This window comes from Aquimarina algicola, assembly GCF_006443095.1.
GTDB lineage: Bacteria > Bacteroidota > Bacteroidia > Flavobacteriales > Flavobacteriaceae > Aquimarina > Aquimarina algicola.
The window spans coordinates 430,410-443,648 of sequence record NZ_VFWZ01000009.1; the positions used below are offsets into that span (position 1 = coordinate 430,410).

The 13,239-nt window shown below is 31.5% G+C and carries 13 protein-coding genes; 5 read left to right on the forward strand and 8 right to left on the reverse strand.

Going from position 1 to position 13,239, the window contains the following annotated elements:
- Window positions 1–98 precede the first annotated feature (98 nt).
- Together FHK87_RS23610 and FHK87_RS23615 are read right to left on the reverse strand one after the other, a co-directional pair.
- Window positions 99–1,091 (reverse strand): glycosyltransferase family 2 protein, encoded by a 993-nt coding sequence (locus FHK87_RS23610; RefSeq protein WP_140597342.1) that lies wholly within the window; start codon window positions 1,089–1,091, stop codon window positions 99–101.
- 83 nt (window positions 1,092–1,174) lie between these two features.
- Window positions 1,175–1,621 (reverse strand): type I restriction enzyme HsdR N-terminal domain-containing protein, encoded by a 447-nt coding sequence (locus FHK87_RS23615; RefSeq protein WP_140597343.1) that lies wholly within the window; start codon window positions 1,619–1,621, stop codon window positions 1,175–1,177.
- A 26-nt stretch (window positions 1,622–1,647) separates the two neighbouring features.
- Between FHK87_RS23615 and holA the strand changes: the two genes are divergently transcribed.
- A complete protein-coding gene (holA, locus tag FHK87_RS23620; RefSeq protein WP_140597344.1) occupies window positions 1,648–2,652 on the forward strand; it encodes a DNA polymerase III subunit delta in 1,005 nt (334 codons plus the stop codon).
- Window positions 2,653–2,656: 4 nt separating this feature from the next.
- Here holA and FHK87_RS23625 read toward each other — a convergent pair whose 3' ends face one another.
- Window positions 2,657–3,634 (reverse strand): lipid A-modifier LpxR family protein, encoded by a 978-nt coding sequence (locus tag FHK87_RS23625; RefSeq protein WP_226294400.1) that lies wholly within the window; start codon window positions 3,632–3,634, stop codon window positions 2,657–2,659.
- A gap of 139 nt (window positions 3,635–3,773) precedes the next feature.
- On the opposite strand from FHK87_RS23625, the gene FHK87_RS23630 reads away from it, so the two are divergent.
- Entirely contained in the window at window positions 3,774–5,201 is a 1,428-nt protein-coding gene (locus tag FHK87_RS23630) for an MFS transporter (protein ID WP_394344949.1), read from the forward strand.
- Between the two features lie 248 nt (window positions 5,202–5,449).
- Here the strand turns inward: FHK87_RS23630 and FHK87_RS23635 are convergent, their stop codons facing one another.
- Both FHK87_RS23635 and FHK87_RS23640 read right to left on the reverse strand, forming a co-directional pair.
- On the reverse strand, window positions 5,450–6,178 hold the full coding sequence (locus FHK87_RS23635) for an SDR family oxidoreductase (protein ID WP_140597347.1): 729 nt from the start codon (window positions 6,176–6,178) through the stop codon (window positions 5,450–5,452).
- A gap of 100 nt (window positions 6,179–6,278) precedes the next feature.
- On the reverse strand, window positions 6,279–6,734 hold the full coding sequence (locus FHK87_RS23640) for an Lrp/AsnC family transcriptional regulator (RefSeq protein WP_140597348.1): 456 nt from the start codon (window positions 6,732–6,734) through the stop codon (window positions 6,279–6,281).
- A 134-nt stretch (window positions 6,735–6,868) separates the two neighbouring features.
- On the opposite strand from FHK87_RS23640, the gene FHK87_RS23645 reads away from it, so the two are divergent.
- Window positions 6,869–8,119, forward strand: coding sequence for a cystathionine gamma-synthase family protein (locus tag FHK87_RS23645; RefSeq protein ID WP_140597349.1), 1,251 nt, complete (start codon window positions 6,869–6,871; stop codon window positions 8,117–8,119).
- 575 nt (window positions 8,120–8,694) lie between these two features.
- On the opposite strand, the gene fumC is transcribed toward FHK87_RS23645, so the two are convergent.
- Window positions 8,695–10,092: a class II fumarate hydratase gene (fumC, locus tag FHK87_RS23650; RefSeq protein ID WP_140597350.1), complete on the reverse strand. Its 1,398-nt coding sequence runs from the start codon at window positions 10,090–10,092 to the stop codon at window positions 8,695–8,697.
- A gap of 189 nt (window positions 10,093–10,281) precedes the next feature.
- On the opposite strand from fumC, the gene FHK87_RS26455 reads away from it, so the two are divergent.
- Window positions 10,282–10,458 carry a hypothetical protein gene (locus tag FHK87_RS26455; RefSeq protein WP_226294401.1) on the forward strand — a complete coding sequence of 59 codons (177 nt, stop codon included), beginning with the start codon at window positions 10,282–10,284 and terminating at the stop codon, window positions 10,456–10,458.
- Window positions 10,459–10,548: 90 nt separating this feature from the next.
- On the opposite strand, the gene FHK87_RS23655 is transcribed toward FHK87_RS26455, so the two are convergent.
- Window positions 10,549–11,148 (reverse strand): TetR/AcrR family transcriptional regulator, encoded by a 600-nt coding sequence (locus FHK87_RS23655; protein ID WP_140597351.1) that lies wholly within the window; start codon window positions 11,146–11,148, stop codon window positions 10,549–10,551.
- 84 nt (window positions 11,149–11,232) lie between these two features.
- Here FHK87_RS23655 and FHK87_RS23660 point away from each other — a divergent pair, with 84 nt between their 5' ends.
- On the forward strand, window positions 11,233–12,852 hold the full coding sequence (locus tag FHK87_RS23660; protein WP_140597352.1) for a GMC oxidoreductase: 1,620 nt from the start codon (window positions 11,233–11,235) through the stop codon (window positions 12,850–12,852).
- A gap of 150 nt (window positions 12,853–13,002) precedes the next feature.
- Here FHK87_RS23660 and FHK87_RS23665 read toward each other — a convergent pair whose 3' ends face one another.
- Window positions 13,003–13,230: a putative signal transducing protein gene (locus FHK87_RS23665; protein ID WP_140597353.1), complete on the reverse strand. Its 228-nt coding sequence runs from the start codon at window positions 13,228–13,230 to the stop codon at window positions 13,003–13,005.
- Window positions 13,231–13,239: the final 9 nt, after the last annotated feature.

Consider the following 13,239-nt stretch of genomic DNA (forward strand, 5'->3'; position numbering starts at 1 on the left):
AGAAAATTTGTTTTAGTCTTACACTGGTAATATAACTCAAAATTATTAAAAATGTGACGTAAGTGTTCGCAGCGTTAACAATAATTTATTATAATACCTTATAATTGGTTGAAATATTTATGTTTTAAAATAAAGTACTGCCATACAACGGAGAAAATTGAATAATATTTCCCCGTTTTTGAAAGTTTTTTGCGTTTTTTAAGAAAAGTGTTAAAATTGGAATAGAAACTCATATGAGCTTTTAAGATCGCCATGAAGTAAGACAACTTTCCTTGTATCAGAAACCTAAAAGCTGCAATACCATCCAGAATCATCCTTAGAAATATGATATACCACACCGCATTCCCCGGTACATTTTTGAGTAGTAAATATAGATTATTTCTAAAATTCAAAAATGTTTTGCGAGGATTCATTGTATCCAAAGTAGCACCACCCAAATGATAGACGATAGAAGAACCATGATATAAAATGGTATATCCATTGTTTTGAATTCTCCAACAAAGATCTATTTCTTCTTGATGAGCAAAAAAATCTTCATCTAGTTTACCCACTTCGTCAAAGACAGGTTTTCGGATAAACAAACAAGCACCACTAGCCCAGAAAATAGAAGTATTATCATCATATTGTCCTTTGTCTTCTTCTATTGTTTCAAATATTCTTCCTCTGCAATAAGGGTAACCTAGCTTATCGATATAACCTCCTGCTGCTCCTGCATATTCAAAATAGTTTTTTCTTTTGTAGTCTAATATTTTTGGTTGTATAGCAGCGACTTTAGGATCTGTTTTAAAAGTTTCTAAAATGGGTAATAACCAGTCTTTAGAAACTTCTACATCACTATTTAATAAACAATAGATATCAGCATCTATGGTAGCCAAGGCATCATTATAGCCTTTTGCATATCCACCATTTACTTTATTTTGTACAATAGAAACTTCTGGAAAAGTAGTTTGTACATACGTTATAGAATCATCTGTAGAAGCATTATCTGCTAGATATATATCCGCTGCTTTAGAGTTCTGAATTACCGAAGGTAAAAATTGCTCTAGCAATGACCTACCATTCCAATTTAATATAACAACTGCTATTTTCACGGCTGCAAAGTAAAGAAAGTTTGTTATAAAAATGAACAATCTTAATCAAATGAAGTTAAGATGACGTTAATATATTATATGTATTATTTTTTATAATCAGGAATATCTTTTAAAAAAGTATAACATTGATGATCATAATCCATTTGACAATAATAATGAGAAAGCCCATTTGTTATCATTAGATAATCTGCATCTAAAACAAGGTTATATCTTGCAATTTGATCAAATACATCTTGTGTTACCTTAACCGTATGAGACTTACACTCAACAATGAGGTTGATACTACCATCCGGATGAAAAATTATAATATCATATCTCTTATTAAGCTTATTTACTTTTATTGTTTTTTCTACATTGATTAAGCTTTCGGGATATTTTTTGCTTTCGATAAGATAATGTATAGTATGTTGACGTACCCATTCTTCTGGAGTAAGAACAACAAATTTTTTGCGAATTCTGTCAAAAATAGAAACTTTATTTTCGCTACTTTTGAACCTAAACCGATACTCGGGAAAGTTAAGCTGTTGCATAACACAAATTTGATGATTTTTTCTGAATGGATGAAGTAAAACAAATTGTAAGTGATATAAAAGGAGGTAATATTAAACCTATTTATTTCCTTATGGGGGAAGAACCGTATTACATAGATAAGATTTCTGAATTTATAGATAAAAATGTGCTTGCCGAAGAAGAAAAAGGGTTCAACCAAATGCTTTTGTATGGTCGGGATGTAACTATAGATGATATTGTTGCTAATGCAAAGCGTTTTCCTATGATGGCCGAAAGGCAAGTTGTAATTGTAAAAGAAGCTCAAGAATTATCTCGTACTATAGAAAAACTATCGGATTATGCCGAAAACCCGCAACCTTCTACAGTTTTGGTAGTATGTTATAAATATAAAAAAATTGATAAGCGTAAGAAACTATACAAAATAGTAGCTAAAAATGGGGTGATCTTTGAGAGTAAAAAAATGTATGAAAATCAGGTAGCTGATTGGATTAGAAGGGTACTTTCTGGATCAAAATATAACATAGAACCCAAGGCAGCTCAAATGCTTGTTGAGTTTTTAGGAACGGATTTGAGTAAAATTAACAATGAATTAGAAAAGTTAAAACTGATTATTCCATCAGGGTCTCAAATTACGGCTGATCAAATCGAAGACAATATAGGAATCAGTAAAGAATTTAATAATTTTGAACTTCGTAAAGCTATAGGAACACGTAATAAAGTTAAAGCATTTCGTATTATAAATTATTTTGCCCAAAACCCAAAAGACAATCCATTAGTAGTAACTATTTCTTTACTATATAGTTTCTTTTCCCAAGTGTTGCAGTATCATGGTTTACCAGATAAATCACAACGTAATGTAGCTAGTGTCTTAAAAATCAATCCATACTTTGTAAAAGATTATACAGAAGCAGCACATCACTATCCAATGAAAAGAGTTAGTGCTATTATTGCTTTATTAAGAGATGCAGATATTAAAAGTAAAGGAGTAGGAGCATCAAACCTTCCGCAGGGAGATATCTTAAAAGAATTGTTAGTGAAAATTATGGGGTAAATTATTAGAACCTATACGATCCTGAAATAGTTCCAAAAATATGATTTTCGGTGGTGTCAAGAACTCCAGAAGACCACGAATATGAAATATTACAAGAAAATCTGTTTTTAGAAAAATATAATCCATTTTTAATATTCCAAGATACATTATTCAAATCTGAAAAAGAATATTTACCGCGATCAAAAATATTGCCTTGTATTGTTGCATCAGATATGTTGATACCTCCAGAAGACGAAAATTGGAAAAAGAACTCGAAATTTTTCTTTGGTAATAAAATACTATTGTTAAAACTTGACGATTTAGAGATTTTTGCAAATTTACCAATTCGGAATCCTAATCCAGCAGAGGCTTGATTGAAAAGATTACCTAATTTTAAATTTGCAGTACCAAAAGTATTAAACCAATTATGATTTGGGTTAAAATCGTGAGTATAATACGAATTGATGTTAAGTAAGAATTGATCTTCTAGTTGAAATTTCCACCCATCATAAATAGGTTCGTCAATAATATTTCTATGAAACCAACTTTGTACTTCATCAGCTTGAGAAGAAGGGCCTAAAACACCAACTAAAAGTTCTGTTTTAAAAAAAGATCTTTTGAAAATATAAGATGCTCCCAGAGTAAAATAAGATAACCCCGCATAAGGCCTATCAAACTCGTCAGGACCTTCTATTCTTTCGGTCAACGCAAAATCATTAACATCAGAGGGCGTATATCCTTCTATTCGATATTCTACATCATAAAAAACATTGTCTTTATTTTTGAATAAATGTTGTAATCCTAAAAATCGTTTTGCAGTAAATGTATATTTTAGACCACCTCCAAAAGAGTAATATCGATCAGATCCGTTATCAAAAGTAAATACATCATTGTCTGTAGAGAATGTAATTTGATGAGTATAATGATCCTCTTGAGAAATACAATAATTTGAGATGATGACAAGAAAAAGACAATATAAGAATAATGATTTGTTTACGAACATTAGCATATTAATATAATTCCCCAAAAAGTATAGCGGACGCTAAAATACATTTTAATTAATAAGAAATTCTGATTGAGTTCTTTTTTTGCATATTTTTAGACTTCTCGATTAATAAGAAAGCTTATATATAACAACTCTATTGCAAAATTGTTACTACCGCTTTTGTATAAATAAGTATCAATTAATAATAAAAACTTACAACTATAATTGTTTAATAAGCACACAAATGAAAGCAATACGTTTTTTTAGGCTTACTATTTTTCCGATACTATTAGTTAATTTTATTGGGATTTTGGGATATAGTATTGTTATTCCAATCTTAATTTTTATTGTTACAGATTTAGGAGGAAACGGATTTATTTATGGTGTCTTAGGAGCAATGTACCCTTTTTTTCAACTTATAGGTGCTCCAATATTAGGAAAATTATCAGATCGTATCGGAAGAAAAAAAGTACTTGTAATAAGTCAGGCAGGCACATTTCTTGCATGGATGTTGTTTTTGCTTGCATTTATACTCCCCAAAACAGTTCTATGGTCTTCAGATTCTGGATTTACAGGAAATTATATGATGACTTTACCCTTGGTTTTACTTTTTGTTGCCAGGATTTTTGATGGTTTTACCGGAGGTAATGTTTCTGTGGCTAATGCATATCTATCAGATATTTCTGATGATCACAATAGGGACAAAAATTTTGGCATGATGGGGGCTTCTACAAGTCTTGGCTTTGTTTTGGGTCCAGCAGTTGCAGGAATTTTGGCCTCAACATTTTTGGGAGAATCACTACCTATTTTGCTTGCAGCTATAATTTCTCTAGTCGCAATTTTTATAATTATTATAAAACTACCGGAAAGTAATCCTTGTGTTGTTGATACTGGGAGTATAGGGTTTAAATCATTTAGAAGGTTTTTTCAAGTGGAACACAAAGAATGTTACACCGGAGATTCTAGTATAGCAAAAGAAAATACCAATACTTTTTGGAATATTCTGAAACAAGATCAGATTGCTTTGCTATATATGATTTATTTTCTCACTTTTTTAGCATTCAGTTTATTTTATGCAGGATTACCGATATATGCCTCTACTATATTAGAATGGTCTTCTACAGAGCTAGGTGTATTTTTAGCATACTCTAGTGTGATAATGATATTAATACAAGGGCCATTATTGTCTTTTTTGTCAGGTAAAATTTCAAATCTGTTATTTATTGTTATTGGTTCACTATTATTAGCTATTAGTTTTTATTTACTGTCTTTTTCTAATATTGTGATTCTATATCTTGCAAATACACTCTTGTCTATTGGTAATGGTATGATGTGGCCTAATTTTTTGTCACTCTTATCTAAAACTGGTAATCAGCAGATGCAAGGCGCTATTCAGGGATATGGAAACAGTATGGGGAGTTTTGCTAGTATTTTTGGGTTGGTTATTAGTGGGATTTTGTTTGAAAGTTTACAAACAATAGTCTTTATAATAGGTTCAGTTATATTTTTGCTGATATTTTTATTTGTGTTTATCAGTTATATAAAAGAAAAAAGAGTTTCTAGAACTCCTGAAATTATTAATTGAGTAGTATAGAAAATCTCACAGAAAAAGGGCATACAAAATTAATTTGTAGCCCTTTGTGAAAATCTTCTAAGGCACGTTTACTACTTCCGGACGTATTAAATCGACTTGCCAAAATTTGTAAACAAGAGTGTTTTTGTTTAATTAAATTAGGTCATTCTCAGAAGATTGCCTTATAAAGTTAAACAAAAACTATTGAAACTTAGAATTATAATAGAAATACTTACTATTATATTTTTGTAAATTATTAATTATACCTTCGGATTAGTTGCAAAAACAGTAGCTTCTGTAATAAATCCTCGATCATCCATTTCTAATAGACTAGAAATTGTATGTGCAATTTCTTCTCCTCTTAGTTTTGTTTCTTGTTCTGCTTCAGTATATTGTTTTGTAGTGATATTACTATCAACTCTATTATTTGCAAAATTAGTCATTACCTCACTGGGATTTACTTGCATAACTCTTATATTATGAGGCCTTAATTCGTTTCTCCAGCTTTCAGTCATACCTCGTAATGCAAATTTGGTTGCTACATAAGGAGAAGCTGTAGGAGAACCTTTTAAAGAAGAAGTAGATCCAATATTGATAATATTTCCATATTCATTTTTTACAAAATGTTTTGCTGCGGCTTTGGCACATAGGGTAGCTCCAAGGATATTTGTCTTGAATTGATCCGTAAATTTGTCTGGTTCTATATCTATAAGCTTTGAAATATATCCATAACCGGCATTATTGATAAGCACATTTAGCCCACTCATCTTACTTTTTGCATCCTCAACCATTTGTTGTACCTCGTTTTCGTCAGTAACATCAGCCTTTATATAATCTATATTGAGTTCTTTGGCAGTTTCTTGTAGTGTTTCCTGATTTCTTCCAGAAATGATAACTTCTGCTCCTTTTTCTTTTAAGAGTTTGGCAGTCGCTTTTCCTATTCCTGAGTTACCTCCCGTTATCAGTACTTTTGCGTCTTTAATATTCATGTTTTTGATATTTTGTATTCGTTTTAATAAATGATTTATTGTGTAATTTCTTCACTTACAAATATAACTGCAAAAAGATGTTTGTTTTCTTTTTATAATGTTATATAACTGGTAAAAAAGAGAAGTCTTTTACTTCTGTCATCACAAAAGAACTCTGCACCTTAGAAATATTTTCTAGAGATGCTAGTTTATTAGACAAAAATTCCTGGTAACTTTCCATGTCTTTGGCATATATTTTAATGAGATAATCAAACATACCTGCAATATGATAGCATTCTGCTACTTCAGGAAATTGTTGTATGTCTTTTTCAAATTTTTTTAGATAATCAGTTTGATGAAGGTTGAGTGTGATATTACAAAAAACCATAAGTTGTAACCCTACTTTTTTACGATCCAAAATAGCTTTGTATGATCTTATATACCCTTCTTTTTCTAGTCTTTTAACTCTTTCAAAAATAGGAGTAGTTGTTAAGTTAAGGCGAACGGCAATTTCTTTGATTGTAATCTTACTGTCTTTTTGCAATAAAAGTAGTATCGATTGATCAATTTTATCCATAATTTTTTTCTTTTTATCAGAGTTAAATAAAATATTTTAAGAATAAAATTCTATAATTAATTATTTTTATAAATTTTTATGCTGAATTGATGTGAAAATAAGGTTTTAAATTCTAATTCTTTTAATTTTATAGAATGAAAGAACATGATTTTAACCCAGAAAGTTTGATGATGACTTATGGATATAAGCCAGAGTTATCAGAAGGAGCTATAAAATGTCCAATTTTTCAAACCTCGACTTTTGTTTTTAAAACAGCAGAAGAAGGAAAAGCCTTTTTTGAATTGGCTTATGGTCTTCGCGAAAAATCTCCAAAAGAAGAGCTGGGGTTAATCTACAGTAGAATTAATAATCCAAACCTTGAAATTTTAGAAAACCGACTCTGTCTTTGGGATAAAGCAGATGATTGTGCAGTTTTCGAAAGTGGAATGTCTGCTATTAGTACCGTACTATTAGAATTTCTGAAACCCGGTGACTTATTAGTGTATAGTAATCCATTATATGGAGGAACAGATCATTTTATTCAACATTTTCTTGATAAAATAGGAGTGCATACCATTGGAGTAATGCCACACCATAGTATAGAAGAAGTAAAGCAAATGATTGAGGAATCCGGTAAGTCTGATAAATTAGCAATGGTTTATTTAGAAACTCCGGCAAATCCCACTAATCATATTGTAGATATTGAAAAATATAGTGAATTGGCCGCACAATACAATACCGAAGATAAAAAGGTATTGGTTGCAGTAGATAATACTTATATGGGACCACTTTGGCAACATCCTCTACAATGTGGTGCTGATCTAGTACTGTACTCTGCTACCAAGTATATTGGCGGGCATAGTGATCTAATCGCAGGAGCAGTTTTAGGTAATGCAGAATTGATGTTACGCGTAAAAACGCTTAGAACATTTTTAGGTAATATGGTAAGTCCTCATACAGCATGGTTGATGTTACGTAGTTTAGAAACCCTGAAAATTAGAATGGATCAACAAACTAAAAATGCACAAGTTGTCGCTGAGTATTTGAAGAATCATCCAAAAGTAGAAAAAGTATATTATTTAGGCCTATTAAAAGAAGGTACTACTACTTATGATGCTTATAAAAAACAATGTTCTGCTCCGGGAGCTATGGTTTCTTTTGATATTGTTGGTGGTGAAAAAGAAGCATTTTTGTTTTTAAATCATCTTCAACTGATCAAACTTGCAGTAAGTCTAGGAGGAACAGAAAGTTTGGCAGAACATCCAAAAACAATGACACATGCAGGAGTAGACGAAACGCAACAACAAGAAATGAGTGTGACAGATAAATTAATACGATTATCTATAGGTGTAGAGAATGAAAAAGATTTATTGTGGGATTTGGAACAAGCATTAGATAAAGTTTAAAATACTAAAATCTAGTTTTTATAAAGATAAGATCAAGCATATCCAATAGGATATGCTTTTTTACTTGTGTATTACTACTAAAAAAGAATAAAATAGATGATTTTTTGAGAAGAGGGGGAGATTAACTGTAAAAAAAGGGGTTTTTCCCCGTTGTTTTGTATGTGTTATAAAAGTACTTTTACATCATAATAATAAAACAATTTATGAACCAATTTTACACACAAAAAATCATGAACTTATTCGGCATTAATTTTCAGTTTATTTTAGAATTTGTAAGAGAACTTCCAAAGGCTTGTAGCCATGCTATTCATAGATAAGCCATAACAAACTTTGTTGGGGAACAAAGCCTGTTAGTTTGGAGAAAACATAAATTTAAGTAAGGAGTTTAGAAAATTCACATTTTTAATGTGGATTTTCTATTTTTATAATAAGATTTTTTTGCTAAAAATAGGTCAATCAGGTATAAGGATGTTTAATACATGTCATCACTGTTTTTTTAGAATTTAGAAGATATAAAAAATCCCAAAATTGATACCTAATGTCGATTTTGGGATTTATATATAAGTATTTGATTTTTATTTTAGGCTACCAACCATGTCTTCTGGTTTTACCCATTCATTAAATTCTTCTTCGGTAACATATCCTAAAGAAATAGCTTCATGTCTTAGTGTAGTTCCATTTTTATGAGCCGTGTTTGCTATTTCTGCTGCTTTGTAATATCCTATCTTGGTATTAAGTGCAGTAACCAACATCAAAGAATTATTCAATAATTCAGTGATTCGTTTATGATTAGGTTCAATACCTTTTGCGCAGTGTTCATCAAAAGAAACACAAGCATCTCCCAGTAATTGAGCACTTTGTAATAGGTTTGCTGCCATTACGGGTTTGAATACGTTTAACTCAAAGTGACCTTGCATACCACCAACATTGATAGCAACGTCATTACCCATTACTTGTGCACAAACCATAGTAAGGGCTTCACACTGTGTTGGGTTTACTTTTCCTGGCATGATTGAGCTTCCTGGTTCGTTTGCAGGAATGATAAGTTCTCCAATTCCGCTTCGTGGTCCAGAAGCCAACATACGGATATCATTACCTATTTTGTTTAAAGAAACTGCTAGTTGCTTTAATGCTCCATGAGTTTCGACAAAAGCATCATGAGCGGCAAGCGCTTCAAATTTGTTTTCAGCCGTTATAAAAGGCAGACTGGTAAACTGGGCAATAAACTCTGAAACACGCTTCGCATATCCTTTAGGAGTATTCAATCCCGTACCTACTGCAGTACCACCAAGTGCCAGTTCTGCTAGATGTGGTAAGGTGTTTTCTAACGCTTTTAATCCATGATCCAATTGAGATACATAGCCTGATAATTCTTGTCCTATTGTAAGAGGAGTAGCATCCATAAAATGAGTACGACCAATCTTAACAACATCTTTAAATTCAGAAGACTTTTCTTTTAAAGTATCTCTTAATCGCGTAATTCCCGGAATAGTAACTTCTATTATTTTTTTGTAAGCAGCAATATGCATTCCTGTAGGAAATGTGTCATTAGAAGACTGAGACTTATTTACATCATCATTTGGCTGTAATGTTTTGTCGCCTTCTCCAATCACATTACCTGCTAGTTGGTGAGCTCTATTAGCAATAACCTCATTAACATTCATATTGCTTTGTGTTCCTGATCCTGTTTGCCAGATCACCAAAGGAAATTGATCATCGTGTTTACCTTCTAATATTTCGTCGCATACTTGCGCAATTAGATCTCTTTTTTCTATAGGTAAAGCCCCTAATTCACAATTTGTATATGCAGCTGCTTTCTTTAAATAAGCAAAGCCATAAACTATTTCTAGAGGCATAGAAGCAGGAGCTCCTATTTTAAAATTGTTTCTGGAACGTTCTGTTTGTGCCCCCCAAAGTCTATCAGCAGGTACTTTTACCTCGCCCATTGTATCCTTTTCTATTCTATATTCCATAGGTAAGAAGATTTGTTTTTTTAAGACAGCAAATTTAAACATTTGCCTCACTAATTCTGTCATAACAAAGGCTTTTTTTGGGAGATAAATTGCTTGTAAAAAAAGATCATAAATAAATGATATTTCTTTTATGAGAAATACATAAGAGTTATTATCTTTGTAAAAATTTTTAGAAAATAAATAATCGTTATGTTTGAATTCGATCAATACCTTGGCTTTTTAGCTTTCTTAACTATACTTACTATTGGATTTTGGTTAATGATCTTTTTGTTAACCTTCGTTATTCCTTATTGGGTTATTGGAGCTAATATCGAAAACTTTAAAATGTGGAGAGCTAAGCGTAAAGCTGAAGCAGAACAAGCATAATAGCTGATTTAGAATATATTAAAATCAATATAAGTAAGGTTATCTATCAAAATAGGTAACCTTTTTTCATTTTATAAAATAACAAAAACATTACTTCATTAAACCTTCAAACTTCAGAAACATATAATCTCTGATAACAGCTTCTAAATCTTTGGTTGATGTATCAAAAAAAGAGTCGTCAGTGATCAATTGTAAGATAAAATATTCATCAATCTTAATAAGCAATTTGGTGGATACAGCATTAAAAAGTTCATTTTCAATACCAGAGATATAAAATTTTTCAAGATCTTTTAATAATTCGAGTAAAAAATCTTCGATAAGCTTCCAGGCAGAAGGATAGTGTTCTCGTAATTGTCTTAGGTAAAAAGCAGAAATATCTTTTGCACCTTCGGTAAGAATTTGAATTAGTGCTTTGTATTGGTAATCTAGTTGTAGTATTTCACTAGCAATCTCTGCTTTATAAGAAGAAAGATGCTCCAAACGTACTTGCGTTAAATACTCAAAAAACTCTTCTTTTGTAGTAAAATACTGATAAACAGTAGATTTGCTTTTATTCATTAGAGAAGCTAAATCATCTATAGTAAGTGTGCCTAAATCAGTACTTTTTAACTTTGGAAGTATGGCCTGCGTCCATTTTTCTACTTTTTTGGTCTTTTCTTTTCGATTTTTGACAATTGATTTTCTTCCCATACTTGACAATGTATTAAAATCGAACTATATTTGGTAAATAGTTCGATTTTATAAATCCTACTTCCAAAAGTAACCATTTACACTATGAAATTAAAAGAAGAATATGATTATGTAATTATAGGCAGTGGTTTTGGAGGGTCAGTAAGCGCATTAAGACTTTCTGAAAAAGGTTATAATGTTTTAGTAATTGAAAAAGGAAAATGGTATACCCCTAATGATTTTCCAAAATCAAACTGGAATCTTAAAAAATGGCTATGGGTGCCTTTTTTGAGGTGGTTTGGTATCATGAAAATGTCTTTCTTTAAGCATATAGTGGTCATTTCAGGAACAGGAGTAGGGGGAGGTTCTTTGGTATATGCCAATACATTACCAATTCCTAAGAAAGAATTTTTTAATTCAGGAAGTTGGGCAAAACTTAATAATTGGCAACAAGAGTTATCCCCGTTTTATAAAACTGCATTGCAGATGTTGGGAGCTCAAAAAAATCCTTTTCTTTTTGATGGAGACAAAGCTTTAAAAGAATTGTCCAAAGAAATGAATATCGAAGATGGTTTTAACAGAACTAATGTAGCTGTATTTTTTGGTCAACCCAATCAAACTGTGAAGGATCCGTATTTTGATGGTAAAGGTCCGGATCGAACCGGTTGTAATTTTTGTGGAGGTTGTATGACAGGATGTAGAGTAGGAGCAAAAAATACATTAGATAAGAATTATCTTTATCTCGCTCAACAATTAGGTACAGATATTTTAGCAGAACATGAGGTGTACGATGTGCTTCCACAAGAAGATGGATATATGGTAAAATTTAAGACCTCAACACAAATTTTTACTTCCAAAAAGCAGGTGAAAGCAAAAGGTGTTATCTTTTCGGGAGGTGTACTGGGTACAGTAAAATTACTATTGAAGCTTAAACAAACTTCTTTACCAAAACTTTCTAATCGTTTGGGGTATGATATAAGAACTAATAATGAGAGCTTGATTAGTGTTACTAATCTCGATCATAAAAAAGATATGTCAAATGGTGTGGCTATTGGTTCTATTCTAAATACAGATGATAATAGTCACTTAGAAATTGTACGATATGCAAAAGGTTCAGGGTTTTGGAGATTGTCTCATTTGCCTTTGATCAATGGAAGTAATACTATAGTAAGAGTTGCAAAAATGATAACAAGTTTTGTAAAATATCCAATATCTTATATCAAATTATATACAACTAAAGACTGGGGAAAGAGTACAGCTATTTTGTTATTTATGCAAACATTGGATAGTACTTTAAAATTTAGAAGAAATATTTTTGGAATCATGAATACTCGGATTTCTAAAGGTAAAAAACCAACCGCATTTATCCCGCAATCTATAGATTTAGCAAAAAAATATGCTTCTATAGTAAATGGTAAAGAAACCGTATTTGGATTAGAACCCCTTGCAGGAATCCCCTCTACTGCTCATATTTTGGGAGGCGCCGTTATGGGAGCAAATTCTAGAGAAGGTGTAATCGATAAAAATAACAATGTGTTTGGGTATCAAAACATGTATGTTTGTGATGGATCGATGATCTCTGCAAACCCAGGAGTGAATCCATCTTTATCAATAACAGCTATCACAGAAAGAGCTATGAGTAAAATACCAGATAAAAAATCAATTCTTACGACTCAGGTTTATTCTGAAAATACCTGTACACAAGAAAAATCCCATAACCTATAAAGAGTATGGTTAGATAAGACCTTAATTCCCAATCGGCATTAGTTCTAAAATGATTAAACAGTCTAAGACCGCCAAAAACTATTAATGTAATGCCTATCATTAGATCCCATTTTCTACGAGAAGATTCGTTTTTATCTTTCATATTGTCATTTATGAAAGACTTTTTTCTATAATCGGTATAGCATCATCAACATCTGTTTTTTTGACAAAAAGCTGTATATGATTAGGTATACCACCTCCAAAACCAGCAATCATACCGGATTTCATATCATCTCTTGTTATAGAATTGATACCACTATCTTGAAGAAGGGTCTGTAAGAATTGTACATTAATTAAACTACCTGTATATACGCGTTCATATTCACTCTTTGGAAACATATATTTATT